Annotated in this window: 16 protein-coding genes and 1 tRNA gene; 14 read left to right on the forward strand and 3 right to left on the reverse strand. The window is 72.9% G+C overall.

The window, feature by feature from the left end; genetic code table 11:
- Positions 1–583: 583 nt before the first annotated feature.
- Genes topA through M3673_RS16560 form a run of 4 tightly spaced genes read left to right on the forward strand, consistent with a single transcriptional unit; the run spans position 584 to position 6,831 of the window.
- Positions 584–3,385, forward strand: coding sequence for a type I DNA topoisomerase (topA, locus tag M3673_RS16545; RefSeq protein ID WP_193665910.1), 2,802 nt, complete (start codon positions 584–586; stop codon positions 3,383–3,385).
- A gap of 52 nt (positions 3,386–3,437) precedes the next feature.
- Positions 3,438–4,088, forward strand: coding sequence for a dTMP kinase (tmk, locus tag M3673_RS16550; protein ID WP_251534987.1), 651 nt, complete (start codon positions 3,438–3,440; stop codon positions 4,086–4,088).
- Positions 4,085–5,245 carry a DNA polymerase III subunit delta' gene (locus M3673_RS16555; protein ID WP_193665915.1) on the forward strand — a complete coding sequence of 387 codons (1,161 nt, stop codon included), beginning with the start codon at positions 4,085–4,087 and terminating at the stop codon, positions 5,243–5,245. The genes tmk and M3673_RS16555 overlap by 4 nt, the downstream gene beginning before the upstream one ends.
- Complete coding sequence (locus M3673_RS16560; RefSeq protein WP_251534989.1) at positions 5,242–6,831, forward strand: alpha/beta hydrolase; 1,590 nt, start codon at positions 5,242–5,244, stop codon at positions 6,829–6,831. The genes M3673_RS16555 and M3673_RS16560 overlap by 4 nt, the downstream gene beginning before the upstream one ends.
- Positions 6,832–6,847: 16 nt before the next feature.
- Here the strand turns inward: M3673_RS16560 and M3673_RS16565 are convergent, their stop codons facing one another.
- Positions 6,848–7,774 (reverse strand): LysR family transcriptional regulator, encoded by a 927-nt coding sequence (locus M3673_RS16565; protein WP_251534991.1) that lies wholly within the window; start codon positions 7,772–7,774, stop codon positions 6,848–6,850.
- A gap of 105 nt (positions 7,775–7,879) precedes the next feature.
- Between M3673_RS16565 and M3673_RS16570 the strand changes: the two genes are divergently transcribed.
- Entirely contained in the window at positions 7,880–8,065 is a 186-nt protein-coding gene (locus tag M3673_RS16570) for a hypothetical protein (RefSeq protein ID WP_056863207.1), read from the forward strand.
- Between the two features lie 80 nt (positions 8,066–8,145).
- Positions 8,146–8,221, forward strand: a tRNA-Thr gene (locus tag M3673_RS16575).
- A gap of 98 nt (positions 8,222–8,319) precedes the next feature.
- Here the strand turns inward: M3673_RS16575 and M3673_RS16580 are convergent.
- Positions 8,320–8,685 (reverse strand): helix-turn-helix domain-containing protein, encoded by a 366-nt coding sequence (locus M3673_RS16580; protein ID WP_251534994.1) that lies wholly within the window; start codon positions 8,683–8,685, stop codon positions 8,320–8,322.
- A gap of 73 nt (positions 8,686–8,758) precedes the next feature.
- Between M3673_RS16580 and M3673_RS16585 the strand changes: the two genes are divergently transcribed.
- From M3673_RS16585 to M3673_RS16605, 5 genes are all read left to right on the forward strand, one after another.
- Positions 8,759–9,169 carry a RidA family protein gene (locus M3673_RS16585; protein ID WP_251534996.1) on the forward strand — a complete coding sequence of 137 codons (411 nt, stop codon included), beginning with the start codon at positions 8,759–8,761 and terminating at the stop codon, positions 9,167–9,169.
- 104 nt (positions 9,170–9,273) lie between these two features.
- Positions 9,274–10,812 carry an MFS transporter gene (locus M3673_RS16590; RefSeq protein ID WP_251534998.1) on the forward strand — a complete coding sequence of 513 codons (1,539 nt, stop codon included), beginning with the start codon at positions 9,274–9,276 and terminating at the stop codon, positions 10,810–10,812.
- A 5-nt stretch (positions 10,813–10,817) separates the two neighbouring features.
- The gene (locus tag M3673_RS16595) at positions 10,818–11,444 is read left to right on the forward strand and encodes a TetR/AcrR family transcriptional regulator (RefSeq protein ID WP_251535000.1); all 627 of its coding nucleotides are present in this window, start codon (positions 10,818–10,820) and stop codon (positions 11,442–11,444) included.
- Positions 11,445–11,621: 177 nt separating this feature from the next.
- Complete coding sequence (fdhA, locus tag M3673_RS16600; protein ID WP_193665992.1) at positions 11,622–12,833, forward strand: formaldehyde dehydrogenase, glutathione-independent; 1,212 nt, start codon at positions 11,622–11,624, stop codon at positions 12,831–12,833.
- A gap of 129 nt (positions 12,834–12,962) precedes the next feature.
- Entirely contained in the window at positions 12,963–14,255 is a 1,293-nt protein-coding gene (locus M3673_RS16605) for a DUF3500 domain-containing protein (RefSeq protein ID WP_251535002.1), read from the forward strand.
- 35 nt (positions 14,256–14,290) lie between these two features.
- On the opposite strand, the gene M3673_RS16610 is transcribed toward M3673_RS16605, so the two are convergent.
- Positions 14,291–15,127, reverse strand: a complete 837-nt coding sequence (locus tag M3673_RS16610) for a MerR family transcriptional regulator (RefSeq protein ID WP_251535004.1) — start codon at positions 15,125–15,127, stop codon at positions 14,291–14,293.
- Between the two features lie 79 nt (positions 15,128–15,206).
- Between M3673_RS16610 and M3673_RS16615 the strand changes: the two genes are divergently transcribed.
- From M3673_RS16615 to M3673_RS16625, 3 genes are all read left to right on the forward strand, one after another.
- Entirely contained in the window at positions 15,207–15,548 is a 342-nt protein-coding gene (locus M3673_RS16615) for a nuclear transport factor 2 family protein (RefSeq protein ID WP_251535005.1), read from the forward strand.
- A gap of 88 nt (positions 15,549–15,636) precedes the next feature.
- Positions 15,637–16,266: a hypothetical protein gene (locus M3673_RS16620; RefSeq protein WP_251535007.1), complete on the forward strand. Its 630-nt coding sequence runs from the start codon at positions 15,637–15,639 to the stop codon at positions 16,264–16,266.
- Between the two features lie 415 nt (positions 16,267–16,681).
- The gene (locus M3673_RS16625; RefSeq protein WP_251535009.1) at positions 16,682–16,909 is read left to right on the forward strand and encodes a hypothetical protein; all 228 of its coding nucleotides are present in this window, start codon (positions 16,682–16,684) and stop codon (positions 16,907–16,909) included.

Consider the following 16,909-nt stretch of genomic DNA (forward strand, 5'->3'; position numbering starts at 1 on the left):
GTCGTCCAGCGGGAGGTCGTCGAGGGTCTCCAGGGCCTCGCGCCCCCCCGCAGACCCGCTCCAACCAGGCCTGCACCTGCTCGTGCGCCGGCGGGGGTGGGGGAGGCGGTGGCGGCAGGGGCCGCCGCTCCTGGTCGTGCCGCCGCGCGACGTGCTCCCAGTCGGTGTGCTCCACCGGCTCGCTCCAGGCGTCGACCAGGCGGCCGTCGACGAGCACCAGGTGGGTCAGGCGGTGCTCACCGACCCCTCCGGGCCGCGGGTGGCGCGGCGCCGCGGACGGCTCGAACCAGCCCTGCCGTCGGTCGCTCTCCCAGATGTCGGGGTCCTGCACGGGGTCCTCCCAGGCTGTCGTCGGTGTCGGGGGGACCACGCTCGCACGCCGCGCCGACCCTCCGCGCCGCTCGTCCACAGGGCCCCGGCGTACGGGGTCGGGAGCTGTGGAGGAGGGCGGGGCGTGGCGGCGGGGCGGCGGGGGCTCGTGCGGACCGCGGCGGGGATCGTGGGGGTCACGCGCTACCGTGAGCCGCCGTGGGCCCCGTCTGGTGGCCCTCGTGCATCCCCCGAGCTCAGAACGGCTGGTCGCGTGGCACACAAGTTGGTGATCGTCGAGTCCCCGGCGAAGGCCCAGAAGATTGGTGGCTTCCTCGGCCGGGGCTACGTCGTGGAGTCCTCGGTCGGTCACATCCGCGACCTGCCCCAGAGCGCCGCCGACACCCCGGCGAAGATCAAGGACAAGCCCTGGGGCCGTCTCGCCGTCGACGTCGAGAACGGCTTCGAGCCGCACTACGTCGTGCCGCAGCGCCAGCGCGAGCAGGTGCGCAAGCTCAAGGGCCTGCTCAAGGAGGCCGACGAGCTCTACCTCGCCACCGATGAGGACCGCGAGGGCGAGGCCATCGCGTGGCACCTGCTCGACGAGCTGAAGCCGAAGAACATCCCCGTCAAGCGCATGGTCTTCCACGAGATCACCGAGCCGGCCATCCTGGCGGCCGCCGAGAACCCCCGCGACCTCGACATGGACCTCGTCGAGGCCCAGGAGGCCCGACGCATCCTCGACCGGCTCTACGGCTACGAGGTCTCGCCGGTGCTGTGGAAGAAGGTCATGTCGGGCCTGTCGGCCGGGCGGGTGCAGTCGGTGGCGACCCGGCTGGTCGTCGACAAGGAGCGCGAGCGGATGGCCTTCCGCGTCGCGTCGTACTGGGACCTCGAGGGCACCTTCGACGCCGGCAGCAAGCACGAGCAGCGGATGTTCCCGGCCAAGGTGCACTCCGTCGACGGCTCCCGGGTGGCCCGCGGCTCCGACTTCGGCCAGGACGGCGTGCTGAAGTCCAGCGCCCAGGGCAAGGTCGTCCACCTCGACCGCGCCGCCGCCGAGGCCCTGTCCTCGGCGCTGCAGGAGACCTCCTTCGAGGTCCGCTCGGTCGAGTCCAAGCCCTACCGCCGCTCTCCCTACGCGCCCTTCCGCACCACCACGCTGCAGCAGGAGGCCAGCCGCAAGCTGGGCTTCAGCGCCTCCTCGACGATGTCGGTGGCCCAGCGGCTCTACGAGAACGGCTTCATCACCTACATGCGCACCGACTCCTCGACCCTCTCGGGCGGGGCGATCGACGCGGCGCGGGCCCAGGTGCGCGAGCTCTACGGCACCGACTACCTCCCCGACGCCCCCCGGGTCTACGCCGGCAAGGTGAAGAACGCCCAGGAGGCGCACGAGGCGATCCGCCCGGCGGGCGACACCTTCCGCACCCCGGCGCAGACCGGTCTGACCGGCGACCAGTTCCGTCTCTACGAGCTGATCTGGATGCGCACCGTCGCCTCGCAGATGAAGGACGCCGTCGGCAACACCGTCACGGTGCGCCTGGGCGGCGCGGCCGACACCGGCCAGGACGTCGTCTTCTCCGCCTCCGGTCGCACCATCACCTTCCACGGCTTCCTCAAGGCCTACGTCGAGGGCACCGACGAGGGGGCGGCCAAGGACGACGCCGAGACCCGCCTGCCCAACCTCAGCGAGGGCGACGCGCTCAGCGCCGCCTCGCTCTCCGCCTCGGGCCACGAGACCAAGCCCCCGGCCCGCTACACCGAGGCCACGCTGGTCAAGGAGCTGGAGGAGCGCGAGATCGGGCGTCCCTCGACCTACGCCGCGATCATCAAGACCATCACCGACCGTGGCTACGTCTACAAGAAGGGCACCGCGCTGGTGCCGGCGTGGCTGGCCTTCTCGGTCGTGCGGCTGCTGGTGGAGCACTTCCCCCGCCAGATCTCCTACGAGTTCACCGCCGAGATGGAGGACGTGCTCGACGAGATCGCGGCGGGCCGCAAGGACCGCAAGAGCGAGCTCGGCGAGTTCTACTACGGCAGCGGCGACGTGGTCGGTCTCAAGCGGCTCGTCGACGAGCTCGGCGACATCGACGCCCGGGAGCTGGCGACCTTCCCCGTGGGCGGGCCCGACTCGGGCATCCACCTGCGCGTGGGCCGCTACGGGCCCTACCTCGAGGGCCCCGACGACGAGGGCAACCCGGTCGGCAAGCGCGCCAACGTGCCCGACGACCTCCCGCCCGACGAGCTGACGCTGGAGAAGGCCACCGAGCTCTTCGCCAACCCCGCGGGCGAGGAGATCCAGCTCGGCGTGCACCCCGAGACCGGTCTGCAGGTCGTGGCCAAGAACGGCCGCTTCGGTCCCTACGTCACCGAGGCGCTGCCCGAGGACGCCAAGAAGAGCGCCAAGCCCCGCACGGGCTCGCTGTTCAAGACCATGTCGCTCGACACGATCACCCTCGACGACGCCGTGCGCCTGCTCTCGCTGCCCCGCGTGGTGGGCGTGGGCGAGGACGGCGAGGAGATCACGGCGCAGAACGGCCGCTACGGGCCCTACCTGAAGAAGGGCAGCGACTCGCGCTCGCTGACGGCGGAGGAGCAGCTCTTCACCGTCACCCTCGACGAGGCGCTGAAGATCTACGCCCAGCCCAAGCAGCGCGGACGTGCTGCCGCGGCCCCGCCGCTGAAGGAGCTCGGCGACGATCCGGTCTCGGGCCAGCCGGTCGTGGTGAAGTCGGGCCGCTTCGGGGAGTACGTCACCGACGGGGAGTACAACGCCACCCTGCGCAAGGACGACTCGGTGGAGGCCATCACCCTCGAGCGCGCCGCCGAGCTGCTGGCCGAGCGCCGCGAGCGGGGTCCGGCGAAGAAGGCGGCCAAGAAGGGCGCGAAGAAGGCCCCGGCGAAGAAGACGGCGGCCAAGACCGCCGCCAAGAAGACGACCGCGAAGAAGACCGCGACCAAGACCGCCGCCAAGAAGACCGCGACCAAGACCGCCGCCAAGAAGACCACGAAGTCGACCGCGACGACCACCGCGAAGAAGGCGGCGACGAAGGCGACGGCCGAGAAGGCCTGATCGGCGTGGACCGGCGTCGGCGGCTGTCGGCCCGGCCACGTAGGTTCCTCGCGTGAGCTCTCCCGGCGTCTTCTCCCCGCGCGGCGTCTTCGTCTGCCTCGAGGGCGGCGAGGGGTCGGGCAAGTCGACCCAGTCGGCGCTCCTGCGGGCCTGGCTGGAGGAGGCCGGCCACACCGTGGTGTCGACGTTCGAGCCCGGTGACACCCCGGTCGGGCGCGAGCTGCGCCGCATCGTGCTCAGCCCCGAGACCGGTGCCATCTCCGACCGCACCGAGGCCCTGCTCTACGCCGCCGACAAGGCCGAGCACGTCGACACCGTGGTGCTGCCGGCCCTCGAGCGCGGCGAGGTCGTCGTCACCGACCGGTACGTCGACTCCACGCTGGCCTACCAGGGTGCGGGGCGCACCCTGCCGGTCGCGGAGGTGGAGCGGGTCGCGCGGTGGGCCACCGGCGACCTGCGGCCCCACCTGACCGTGGTGCTCGACCTCGAGCCGGCCGCGGGGCTGGGCCGCTTCGAGGGCCGCGACCGCATCGAGGGCGAGTCGCTGGACTTCCACGAGCGGGTGCGCGCGGCCTTCACGACGATGGCCGCGGCCGACCCCGAGCACTACCTCGTCCTCGACGCGCGCGCCGACCGCGACGAGATCGCCGCCGCGGTGCGCCGCCGCGTCGAGCCGCTGCTGGTGCAGGCGGTGCGGGCATGACCGTCTGGGAGCAGCTGGTCGGCCAGGCCCGTGCGGTCGAGGCCCTGCAGACCGCGGCCGCGGGTCACGGCATGAGCCACGCCTGGCTGTTCACCGGTCCGCCGGGGTCGGGTCGCTCCAACGCCGCCGTCGCCTTCGCCGCGGCTCTGCAGTGCGACCGCGCCCCGGAGCAGGCCGGCTGTGGGCAGTGCCACCAGTGCCACACGGTGCTGGCCGGGTCGCACGCCGACGTCGCGGTCATCCGCACCCAGAAGCTGTCGATCGGGGTCGACGAGGTCCGCGACCTGGTGCGCCGGGCCGCGCTGTCGCCGGTGGGCCGGCGCTGGCAGATCCTGGTGGTCGAGGACGCCGACCGCCTCACCGACCAGGCCTGCAACGCGCTGCTCAAGGCGATCGAGGAGCCCACCGACCGCACGGTGTGGATGCTGTGCGCCCCCACCGTCGACGACGTGCTGCCGACCATCCGCTCGCGCTGCCGGCTGCTGACCCTCACCACCCCGACGGCCCGCGACGTCGCGGCCTTCCTCGAGCGCACAGACGGCGTCGCCCCCGACCTCGCGGCCTACGCCGCCCGCGCCAGCCAGGGCCACATCGGCCGGGCCCGAGCGCTGGCGCGCGACGAGGGCACCCGCGCCCGCCGCCACGAGGTGGTCTCCCTGGCGCGCCGGGTCACGTCCCTGGGCGCGGCCATGCGGGCCGCCGGCGAGCTCGCCCAGGTCGCCAAGGACGAGGCGGAGGTGCAGACCGGCGACCTCGACGCCCGCGAGCGCAGCGACCTCGACGCCTCCTACGGCGTGGTCGAGCGCGGCCGCCGCCCGCGCGAGTACGGGCCCGCCCTCGCCGCCCTGGAGAAGGGGCAGAAGACCCGGGCCAAGCGGCGTCACCTCGACGTCGTCGACCGGGGCCTCATGGACCTCGTCTCGGTCTACCGCGACGCGATCGCGCTCGCCTCGGGCGCGCCCGGCGACCTGGTCAACGAGGACATCCGCGCCGACGTGGAGGAGATCGTGCGCACCTCCAGCCCCGAGCACAACCTGCGCCGGATCGCCGCGATCTTCGAGGCGCGCGAGCAGATGCTGGAGTTCAACGTGCCGCCGGCCTTGGCGCTGGAGGCCATGATGGTCGCCCTGCAGGCGCCCGAGGGGAGCAGTCGATGAGCCCGTCCACCACCCGCATCGTCGCGATCGTGCTGGCGGTGGTGCTCGTGCTGGGCGCGGCCGGCGTCGCGATCGGCTACGGCCTCTCGGCCCGCGACAGCGACGACTCCGCCGACGGGCCCGAGCGCGCGGGCCCCGCGCCCACGTCGACGCCGTCGGCCGACGCCACCGAGCCGCCCGACCCCGCGCTCGCGGCGTACTACGGGCAGAGCATCGACTGGGCGGCCTGCGAGGACGACGACGACATGGAGTGCGCCACGCTCACCGTACCCGTCGACTACGCCGAGCCCGACGGCGAGACCATCGACGTGCGGCTGCTGCGCGACCCCGCCGACGAGCCCGGCCAGCGGGTCGGCTCGCTCGTGGTCAACCCCGGCGGACCCGGCTCGCCCGGCACCTCCTACGCCGCGGCCGGCACCCAGGCCTTCCGTCAGCCGCTGCTCGACGCCTTCGACATCGTCGGCTTCGACCCGCGCGGCACCGGCGGCTCCGACCCGGTCGACTGCCTCTCCGACGACGAGCTCGACGCCTTCCTCGCCGCCGACCCCGACCCCGACGACGCGGCCGAGGAGCAGGCGCTGGTCGAGGACCTCGACGGCTTCTTCGCCGGCTGCGTCGAGCGCTCCGACGCCCTGGTGGGCCACGTGACGACCGTCGAGGCCGCCCGCGACATGGACGTGCTGCGCGCCGCGCTGGGCGAGACCACGCTGACCTACCTCGGCGCCTCCTACGGCACCAAGCTCGGCGCGACCTACGCCGAGCTCTTCCCCCAGCGGGTGGGCCGCCTGCTCCTCGACGGCGCCGTCGACGTCTCGCTGAGCACCCGCGAGTCCTCGCTGGGCCAGGCGCGCGGCTTCGAGACCGCCCTGCGCGCCTACGTCGAGGACTGCGTGTCCGGCGACGACTGCCCGCTCGGCGGCTCGGTCGAGGAGGGCCTCACCACGATCACCGACCTGCTCGACGACATCGACGCCCAGCCGCTGCCGACCTCCGACGACCGCGAGCTCACCGTCGGCAGCGCCTTCTACGGCGTCGTGACCCCCCTCTACGTCCGCGACTACTGGCCGCTGCTGACCCAGGGCCTCGAGCAGGCCCTCGACGGCGACGGCACGACCCTGATGCTGCTCGCCGACGCCTACGCCTCGCGCGACTCCTTCAGCGGCGACTACCTCAACAACTCCGCCGAGGCCATCTACGCCATCAACTGCCTCGACGACCCCACCGCCCTGGCCCCCGAGGACGTCCCGGCCCAGTACGCCGACTTCGAGGAGGCCTCGCCGACCTTCGGGCGGGTCTTCGCGTGGGGCCTGGTGGGCTGCGCGGGCATCGAGGTCGAGGCCTCCGAGCCCGCCCCGCAGATCGACGGGGCGGGCGCGGCGCCCATCGTGGTCGTCGGCACGACCCGCGACCCGGCCACGCCCTACGAGTGGGCGCAGGCGCTGGCCGAGCAGCTCGACTCGGGGGTGCTCGTCACCCGCGACGGCGACGGCCACACCGGCTACAACTCCGGCAACGAGTGCGTCGACACCGCGGTCGAGGACTACCTGGTCGAGGGGACCGTGCCCGACGACGGGCTCCAGTGCTGAGGGGGCCCTGCTGACCTCAGCGGCGGTGGAGGGGCTCGGCCACGGCGCGGATGCGCGCCGTCGCCAGCTCGATCATCAGTCGCGCGGCCGGTGACAGCACCGCGTCGGTGCGGTGCACCACCGCGAAGGTGTCGAACTGGCGCGGGCGCAGCGAGACCCACCCGGCGTCGGGCGCGAGGCGGGGGAGCAGCTGCTCGGCGGCACCGCGCGGGATGACGGTGTCGGCCAGGCCCATCCCGACCAGCTCGACGGCGGTCTCGATGTCCTCGACCTCGATGCGGGTCTGCGGGTTGCGGCCGGTCTCGTGCAGCATCTGGCGCAGGGTCTGACGGGTGGAGTCGACGGCGCGGTAGGTCGTCTCGGGCATCACCAGGGAGGCCTGCGACAGGCGGTGGGCCGTGACCGGGGTGGTGAGCCGCTCGGGGTCGGCGCTGACGTAGACCAGCTCCTCGCGCGCCACGGGCGTCACGCTCATGCCCTCGCTGGAGACGTTGTGCACCGCGAGCATCGCGGCCTCCAGCCGGCCGCGGCGCAGGTCCTCCTGCACCTCGGTGGAGTTCTGCCCGATGAGCTCGACGCGCACCCCGGGGTAGCGGGCCAGGACGTCGGCGACCAGGCCGGCCCCGGCGTAGAGGCGGGCGATGCCGAACATGCCGAAGCGGATGGTGCCGGTCTCGAAGGACTTCACCCCCTGCACGGCCTTCTGGGTCTCGTCGAGGGCCGCGAGCACGCGCTCGGCGTGGGGCCGCATCTCGTCGGCCACGGTCGTGGGCACGACGCCGCGCCCGACGCGCCGGAACAGCTGCACCCCCAGCGACCTCTCCAGGGTGCGGATCTGCTCGGAGACCGACGGCTGGGCGTAGCCGAGGCGCTCGGCGGCGCGGGTCAGCGAGCCCTCCTCGTAGGCGGCGAGGAAGCATGTGAGCTGGTGCACACTGAGCACAAGGTGGAGCCTATGGCATCTGACGGCAGGTGGTCCTAGCCCTATGGCCAGGTGGCCCCGAGAATGGAGTCACCACCTCACCCGATGCCTCAGGAAGGACCCGCCGTGCTCACCCACCTCTGCAGCGCCTGCGACAAGCGCCAGCTCATCTTCCCCTCCCAGATCACCGCGGTCGCCGACTCCGACCACGGCGTCCTGGCCACCTTCACCTGCTGGTGCGGCGCCGAGCAGACCGCCCCGCTCGACCTCGTGCCGAGCCGTGCGCGCGGCGAGAAGGTCCTCGCCGCCTGAGGCGATTTCGGCGCCTGCCGGGTCCGTCCGTATACTTCGGCGGGTTGTCCGGCCCCGGTCCTTGACCGATCCGGCAGCGCGCCGCCTTAGCTCAGTCGGTAGAGCGTCTCACTCGTAATGAGAAGGTCGTCGGTTCGATTCCGACAGGCGGCTCCACCACCAGCCCCTGACCTGCAGTGATGTGGTCGGGGGCTTCGTCGTTCCCGGCTCCGGCGGGAGCGGCCTCCCCGGCGGTTGTGGGTCCGCCGTCGGAGTCAGTCGTCGGCGGCGTCGTCGAAGCGGGTCCGCGCCTGGGCGATCGCCTCGCGGTGCTCGACCGTCCACCGCAGGAGGGCCTCGATCGGCTCGCGGAGGGTCTTGCCCAGGGGAGTGATGTGGTAGCGGACCGCGACGGGACGGCTGCGCATCACCTCCCGGTCGACGATGCCGTTGCGCTCCAGTCGACGCAGGGTCGCCGTGAGCGACTTCTGGGTGACGGGGATCAGGCGCCGCAGCTCGTTGAAGCGCCGGGGTGCCTCGCACAGCTCCTCGAGCACCAGCGCGGACCACGTGTCGAGCACCTGACCCAGCAGCTCGCGGTGCTCCGCGGTGACGACGAGCCGGTCGGAGGTATCACTCACGACACCTAGGCTAGTTGAAGTGCCCTTTCGCTACCAGGTATCACTGCGATACCTACTAGCCAGGAGCGCCACCATGACAGTCAGACTTCTCGACCCCCGCGGAATGATGGAGCAGGAGGCCTACCACCACGTGGCCGTCGCTCGCGGCACCACGTGGGTCACCGTGGCGGGCCAGGTGGGTCGGCGCGGCGGTGAGGGGTCGGCGGAGGTGGGGGACCTCGCGACCCAGGTCGGCCAGGCGCTGCGCAATGTCGGTGTCGGCCTCGCCGGTGCCGGCGCCGGCTTCTCGGACGTGGTCCGGCTGACGTTCTACGTCACCCGGTGGTCCCCCGAGGACCTCCCCGCCTTCATGGGCGGGGTGCAGTCGGTCGCCGAGGAGCTCGGGTTGCCGATGCCGATGCCGCCGGCCTCGCTCATCGGGGTCGAGACGCTCTACGAGCCCGACGTCAGGGTCGAGGTCGAGGCGACCGCGGTGCTCGACTGAGCGGTCTCGCCCAGGGCGGCGGGTGGGCCCCGGCATCGTCGATCTTGACGCCGTCAACATTCAGCGTCACGATAATGTTGCCACTGTCCACACGAGGAGCCGCCATGACCCGTCGACACCTGACGCTGCTGACCGTCTGCCTGGCCGCGCTGACGATCAACGCCAACACCACGGTGGTCAACATCGCGCTGCCGACGCTCGCCGAGGAGCTCGACGCCGGCACCCGGTCGCTGCTGTGGATCGTCGACGGCTACAATCTCTCCTTCGCCGCCCTGGTGCTCGCGATGGGCAGCCTGTCGGACCGCTTCGGGCGCCGGCCGGCGCTGGTGCTGGGGCTGCTCGGCTTCGCTGTCGCCAACGCGGCCGCGGCCATGGTCGACAGCAGCGAGACGCTCGTCGCGCTGCGCTTCGTCACGGGGGTCAGCGCCGCGGTGATCTTCCCGACGACCCTGTCGATCATCGCCAACGCCTTCACCGACCGGCGTGAGCGCGCGTCGGCCCTGGGAGCGTGGGGCGCCTCGGTCGGGGTCGGCGTGGCAGCGGGGCCGGTCATCGGCGGGGCGCTGCTGGAGCACTTCTCCTGGCACAGCGTCTTCTGGGCCCAGGTGCCGCTCGCCCTGGTGACCGCGGCGATGGCCCTCGTGCTCGTGCCCGAGTCGCGCGACACCGGCGTACCCCGCATCGACAAGCCGGGCCTCGTCGTCTCGGTGGCCGCGCTCGGCACCCTGACGTGGACGATCATCGAGGCCCCCGAGCACGGCTGGTCGAGCCTGGAGACGGTCCTCGGGCTGGCCCTCGCCGTGGTCCTCGTGCTCGCGTTCGTCCTGGTGGAGCGGCGCGTCGAGCACCCCATGATCGACGTGACGCTCTTCCTCGACCGCCGCTTCAGCGCCGCGTGCGGCGCGGTGACGATCGCCTTCTTCGCGATGTTCGGGTTCATCTTCCTCATCACCCAGTACTTCCAGTTCATCCAGGAGTACTCCCCGCTGCAGACGGGGGTGCGGTTCCTGCCCCTGGCGGTCTCGCTGGCCCTGGCCTCGGTCGCCGGGGGGCTGCTGGCGCCGCGCCTCGGCACCAGGCTCGTCGTCACCCCGGGCCTGGTGATGCTGGGCTCGGCGTTCCTGTGGATCTCGACCATCGGCGCCGACGCGCCCTACGCCAGCGTGGTCGTGCCGCAGATGCTGCTGCTCGGGTCGGGCATCGGGCTCATCAGCACCCCCGCCACGGAGTCGATCCTGCGCGTCCTGCCGCCCGCGCGCGCCGGGGTCGGCTCGGCGGTCAACGACGCGACCCGCGAGCTCGGCGGCACCCTCGGGGTCGCGGTCGTCGGGTCGCTCTTCGCCTCGCAGTACGGCGACCGCCTGGTCGCGCTGGCCCAGGGGCGGCTGCCCGACAGCGTCCTGGCCGAGGCCTCCGACTCGGTCGGCTTCGCCTACGGCGTCGCCCAGCAGGCGCCGCCGTTCCGAGCCGCCCTCGACGCCGCCTTCCTCGACGGGCTCGCCTTCGGCTGCGTGGTGGTCGGCGTGCTCTGCCTCCTCGGTGCGGTCGCCGCCCTGGTCGCGCTGCCCGGTGACCGCTACGACCCGAGCGTGGACCCGACGCTCGTCGAGGAGGAGCAGGGCGTGGCCACGTCGCTACGGTGAGCGGCATGTCGCGCACCGCCTACCACCACGGCAACCTGCGGGAGGCTCTCGTCGCCGAGGCCGTCAGCGCCGTCCGCGCCGACGGCGCGGAGGCCCTCTCGCTGCGCGAGCTCGCCCGGCGCGTCGGGGTCTCCCACAACGCGGCCTACCGCCACTTCGCCCACCGCGACGACCTCGTGGCCGTCGTGGCCGAGCGGACCATGACGGCCCTGGGCGAGGCCATGGAGCGTGAGCTGGGCGGGGTCGACGAGGCCGACCCGGTGCTGCGGGCCCGGCTCAGGCTGGCCGGCGTGGGGCGCGCCTACGTCGAGTACGCCCTGGCCGAGCGGGGGCTCTTCCAGGTCGCGTTCGGGTCACGGGCCGGCGAGAACGCCGACCAGGTGCTCAAGGAGACGCCGTACGTGCTGCTCGGCCAGGCGCTCGACGACCTGGTGGCGGTCGGCTTCCTCTCGACCGAGGCCCGCGTCGGGGCCGAGGAGCTGTGCTGGTCGACCGTGCACGGGTTCGCCTCGCTCGTGCTCGCCGGGCACGTCCAGGTGGCCGACCTCGCCGACCACCTCGACCGCCTGCTGGGAGCCGTCGACCGCTCGCTCGGCGCCAGCACCGACCGGGCCGACCGGGCCGCCACCTGAGCGACGCCCCGCCGCAGCGCCTGCGCCGCGTCGGGGACCGCGCCGCCGCCGGACCGTCTCACCCCGATCGGCCTGGTGCGCGTCAGGGTCGGGGTGGTTGTGTGGAGGGACGGCCGTGACGTGCGTTACAGGACGCGTCCGTGTGGGGCCGTGCCGTGCACCAAGTGAGGAGTGAAGATGTCCGGAAACAGGATCGTCGTCTACAAGGGTCCCGGAGAGGTCGCCGTCGAGTCGATCGACTACCCCAAGCTCGAGATTCCGGGAGAGGTCTCGAGGTCCATGGGGATCAAGCAGCAGGCACCGCACGCGGTGATCCTGAAGCTCGTGACCACCAACATCTGCGGCAGCGACCAGCACATGGTCCGCGGCCGCACCACGGCCCCCGTGGGTCAGACCCTCGGCCACGAGATCACCGGCGAGGTCGTCGAGGTCGGCGACGACGTCCTCTTCGTCAAGGAGGGCGACATCTGCTCGGTGCCCTTCAACATCGCCTGCGGTCGCTGCCGCATGTGCAACGAGGGCAAGACCGGCATCTGCCTCAACGTCAACCCGGCCCGCGCCGGGGCGGCGTACGGCTACGTCGACATGGGCGGGTGGCACGGCGGCCAGGCGGAGTACGTGATGATCCCCTTCGCCGACTTCAACCTGCTGAAGTTCCCCGACCGGGACGCCGCGCTGGAGAAGATCCTCGACCTGACGATGCTCTCCGACATCTTCCCCACCGGCTACCACGGCGCGTACACCGCCGGTGTCACCACCGGCTCCACCGTGTACGTCGCGGGCGCCGGACCCGTCGGGCTCGCGGCCGCCTTCTCCGCGCAGCTGCTCGGCGCCTCCGCGGTGATCGTCGGCGACATGAACGCCGACCGCCTCGCTCAGGCGGCGAGCTTCGGCTGCGAGACCGTCGACCTGAGCAAGGGCGACGACCTGGCCGACCTGATCGAGCAGGTGCTGGGCGAGCGCGAGGTCGACGCCGCCGTCGACGCCGTCGGCTTCGAGGCCCGCGGCCACGGCGAGGGAGCGGCCGAGGCGCCGGCCACGGTGCTCAACGACATCATGACCGTCTCGCGGGCGGGAGCCTCGCTGGGCATCCCGGGCCTCTACGTCACCGGCGACCCCGGCGCCGTCGACGACGCCGCCAAGGAGGGCCAGATCGGGGTGAAGCTCGGGCTGGGCTGGGCGAAGTCCCACGCCTTCGTCACCGGTCAGTGCCCGGTGAAGAAGTACAACCGCCAGCTGATGAACATGATCCTGGCCGACAAGGCCCACATCGCGAAGGCGGTCAACGCCACCACGATCAGCCTCGACGACGCCCCCCGGGGCTACCAGGAGTTCGACGCCGGGTCGGCCAAGAAGTACGTCATCGACCCGCACGGCATGGTCGCCTGACACGGCTCGGCAGCGGTGGTCGCCCCGCGCGGCGACCGCCGCTGCCGGCGCGCGGTGCTGCTCGCGAGTCGTCGAGACGGCACAGAGAGGACACAAGATCGCCACAGGCGGGGAGCCGAGACTCGCGTCATGACGATCTCGACCTCCACGTCCCCCCGCCGTCGCCGGCTCGCCGGCATCGCCTCGATGGCGCTGGTCAGCGTGTTGGCGCTCGGTGGGTGCGCGACCTCCACCGACTCCACAGCCGCCGACTCAGCCTCGTCCCCCTCGACGTCCGCCAGCGCCTCTTCGGGGTCGGTCGGCCCGGTCTCCACGGCGAGCACCACCCAGGACGCCACCACGACCGCCGACACGATCTCCGACACCGCGGCCGCCGCCCAGGCGTTCCTCGACACCCTGAGCGAGGAGCAGCAGGACGCGGTCCTGTACGCCTACGACGACGAGACCAAGACGACGTCGTGGTCGAACTTCCCGGTCACCTTCGTCCAGCGCGCCGGGCTCGACCTCGCCGACCTCACCGACGAGCAGCAGGCCGCCGCGCTGGAGGTGCTCGAGAGCCTGCTCAGCGACGAGGCCTACGAGACGGTCACCGGCATCATGAACGGTGACGTCTACCTCCACGAGAACAGCGCCTCGACCGAGGCGTCCTTGGGGCAGTACTACATCGCGTTCTTCGGCGACCCCTCCGACACCAGCGCCTTCGAGGTGCAGTTCGGTGGTCACCACCTCGGCATCAACGCGACCCTCGACGGGTCCGCCGACGACGGCACGGGCGCCATCACCTTCGCCCCCACCCACCTCGGCGTGCAGCCTGCGGTCTACACCGACGAGGACGGCGACGAGGTGCAGCCCTTCGACGGCATCTACACCGATGCCTTCGCGTTCTTCGACAGTCTCACCGACGAGCAGCAGGCCACCCTGACCTCCGGGGACGTCAGCATGTGCGCGCCCGGCGACACCTGCGACTTCGCCACGGGCGAGGGTCTCGCCGGCGCCGACCTGACCGACGAGCAGAAGGACCTGCTGCTCGACCTCATCGCCAACTGGGCCGGCATGGCCGACGAGCAGACCACCAGCACCGAGCTCGCCGAGATCGAGGCCACGCTCGACGACACCGTGATCGCCTGGTCCGGCGAGACCACCTACGACATGTCCACCGGTGACGGCATCGACTTCTCCATCTCCGGACCGGACGTCTACGTCGCCTTCCAGGCCCAGCAGGGCTCGGCCGGCGCCGACGTCGAGGGCGTCAGCACCTCCGGGTGGGGCCACGTGCACACCATCTACCGCGACCCCACCGACGACTACGCCGGCAGCGTCACCCAGCAGGCCGCGAGCGGCACGGGCGGCGGAGACATGGGAGGGACGCCCCCGAGCGACGGCGGTACGCCGCCCGCCGACGCCTCGTCGAGCGCAGGCTGAGATCGCAGCCGGCCCGGGCCGCCCCGCGGCCAGGCTCAGCAGTGCCGACACCCGTAGGACGTCGACGGCGAGGGTGCGACCGGGTGCCCCCGCCTCCAGGGTGCCCGGTCCCCGGCTCGTCCTGGTGCGGGGTCGGAGATGTCGGCGGGGCCGACCAGGTAGGTCTCGCGGACCGGGCCCGCGACCGTGAGGGCGTTGGCGACCAGCCAGGCGCCCACCTCGCCGTAGGTGACGTCGATGTCGTCGTGGGGGCCGACGTGGGTGGCGACGGCGAGCTCGACGGCCGGCAGCGTCGCCGGACGCACACGCCCGACCGTCGGGGGTCGCGCCGTCGGTCGGTGGACCAGGGCGCGCCCCCGGCCGGTCTCGAACAGCGCGTTGTCGTAGAGCCCGCCGGGCGGGCCGGTCGGCTCGCGCACCGCCGCGGCGAGCTCGGCCGCGGCGCCGGCGTACCACGACAGGACGTCGTCGAGGTCGACCTCGGCCTCGACGGCCGCGACGACGGCGGGGCCGACCGAGCGCAGCTCCACCGCCACCGGGGCGGGGTCGGGGCGCAGCAGCCGTCGCAGCGACACGACGGCGGCGCGCGTGCGGGCCAGCTCGGCCTCGAGGCGACGGAGGTGGTCGCCGACGAGGGCGGCGCGGTCGCCGGGGTCGGGGCAGGCCACGATGCGGTGGACGTCGGCGAGCGGCACGTCGAGCTCGCGCAGCCGGTGGATGACCTGCGCGGTCGGGATCTGCTCGGCGGTGTAACGGCGGTGACCGGTCGTCGTGTCGACCGAGTCGGGCAGCAGCAGCCCCGCCTCGTGGTAGCGACGCAGGGTGCGCACGCTCAGGTGCGTCAGGCGCGAGAACTCACCGATCGTCAGCACCCCGGCAGTGTGCCCCCTCCCCCTGGGGGAGGTGCCAGCCCTTGCCCCTCGCCCGGGCGGAGCGCTCAGGGTGGGCCCCATGACGACGACCCCGAGCGACCTGCCCGCCGTGATCCGGACCTACCTCGCCGCGCACACCTCCGGCGAGGTCGACGCCGCCGCCCGCACCTTCGCACCCGACGCCGAGGTGACCGACCAGGACGAGGTCTTCACCGGCGCCGGGCGCGTCCGCGACTTTCTGGAGGGGGCCGGCTCGGAGTTCACCTACACCACGCGGGTGCGCGGCGCGGAGCGCCACGACGCGGGACGCTGGGTGGTCCTGGTGCGGCTGGAGGGCGACTTCCCCGGCGGCGTCGCCGACCTGCGCTACCGCTTCCTGCTGTCGGGCGACCTCATCGCCCGGCTGGACATCGCTCCCTGACCCGCCCCGGCTTCGGGTCCCGGGGTGAGGCGGCGGGGTGGGTCCTGCGGTTGGCTGGAGCCATGAACCCCCACAGCGTCGGTCCCTGATGGCCCTGGTCGACCGCACGGCCGGGCTGCTCGTGACCGCCGCGCCCGGCACCGGGAGCACGGCCCTGCGCGCGGCCCTCCTCGCCCGGCCCGGGGTCGAGGAGGTGCCGGCGGCCGGGGAGGTGCGCCGGCACGGCGTCGACGTCAAGCACGGCACGGTCGGCGAGCTCGTCGCCGCCGGACTGCTGCCCGCCGACCACGGCCTGCGGGTGGTCACCACGACCCGCAACCCCTTCGACTTCTACGTCGCGGAGCACGAGCGCACCCGCACCCGCTGGGTCCACGAGCTCCGCGACCCCTCGTCATGGGTGCACCAGACCCCCGGCGCGGTGGACCGCATCGTCGACGCGGTCACCACGGACTTCGGCGCCTGGGTCACCGCGGCGATCGGGCGGGACGCGACGCCCCGTCGGATCAACGAGGGCCACGTGCGCGAGGCCGACGTCGTGCTGCGCATGGAGCACCTCGAGCGCGACCTGCGCGAGCTGGTGGGCCTCGAGCTGGCGGTGCCGCCCACCAACGTCACCGACCGCGGGCGCGCCTACTGGCGCTCCTACGACGTGACCACCCGCCGCCTGGTCGAGACGGCCCACGCCGCGGACCTCGAGCGCTTCGACTACCGGTTCTGAGACTCGCCCGGGGCGGGCACGACGTCGACCGACAGGAGCACCCAGCCGCTCGGCACCGCCGCCATGAGGTCGGTCAGCACCGACGCGTAGTCGTCGCCGACGAGGACGTAGCAGTCTGCGGGCCGGTCCGCTCCGAGCGGACCGGCGGTGGCGTGGATCTCGATGCGACGTCTCCTGGGCGGGTGGGGCCTGCCGCACGACCGGCGCTCCCGCGGCGCGTGCACCGCGGGAGCGCCTCCCGACCGGACGCCCAACGGGGGGACGTCGGCGCCGATCGGGGTCGTGCGCCGCGGGGGCGGCAGTCAAGGAAACGTGAAATATCCGTGATACGCACACCGTTCCCGTGGAGACCCGGACCAAACCTCGACCCCGTGACGGGTGGACCGGGCGGGTGCGGTCGACGCACCGTGGACCCGTGCCGGAGCCCATCGCCCGCTCTGACGACCTCGACCCGATCGAGACGGCCTCGCTCGACGAGCTGCGCGCCCTGCAGACCGAGCGGCTGCGCCGCAGCGTGCGCCACGCCTGGACCCACGTGCCGCACTCGACGGCGCCGGTCGAGGGCGACGTCGCTGACCCCGGCAGCGTGGAGCGCTCGGTGGGCAAGATGCGGCGCCTGGTCGACCGCCGCCCCGTCCGCTGA

The sequence above is a fragment of the Nocardioides sp. P86 genome (assembly GCF_023712465.1).
GTDB lineage: Bacteria > Actinomycetota > Actinomycetes > Propionibacteriales > Nocardioidaceae > Nocardioides > Nocardioides kribbensis.

What these genes read in the sequence shown, in the direction of transcription:
- M3673_RS16555 (WP_193665915.1), top strand. Translation starts at nt 4,085, where the DNA reads ATGACCGTCTGGGAGCAGCTGGTCGGCCAGGCCCGTGCGGTCGAGGCC.
- M3673_RS16560 (WP_251534989.1), top strand. Translation starts at nt 5,242, where the DNA reads ATGAGCCCGTCCACCACCCGCATCGTCGCGATCGTGCTGGCGGTGGTG.
- M3673_RS16585 (WP_251534996.1), top strand. Translation starts at nt 8,759, where the DNA reads ATGACAGTCAGACTTCTCGACCCCCGCGGAATGATGGAGCAGGAGGCC.
- M3673_RS16590 (WP_251534998.1), top strand. Translation starts at nt 9,274, where the DNA reads ATGACCCGTCGACACCTGACGCTGCTGACCGTCTGCCTGGCCGCGCTG.
- M3673_RS16595 (WP_251535000.1), top strand. Translation starts at nt 10,818, where the DNA reads ATGTCGCGCACCGCCTACCACCACGGCAACCTGCGGGAGGCTCTCGTC.
- fdhA (WP_193665992.1), top strand. Translation starts at nt 11,622, where the DNA reads ATGTCCGGAAACAGGATCGTCGTCTACAAGGGTCCCGGAGAGGTCGCC.
- M3673_RS16605 (WP_251535002.1), top strand. Translation starts at nt 12,963, where the DNA reads ATGACGATCTCGACCTCCACGTCCCCCCGCCGTCGCCGGCTCGCCGGC.
- M3673_RS16615 (WP_251535005.1), top strand. Translation starts at nt 15,207, where the DNA reads ATGACGACGACCCCGAGCGACCTGCCCGCCGTGATCCGGACCTACCTC.
- M3673_RS16620 (WP_251535007.1), top strand. Translation starts at nt 15,637, where the DNA reads ATGGCCCTGGTCGACCGCACGGCCGGGCTGCTCGTGACCGCCGCGCCC.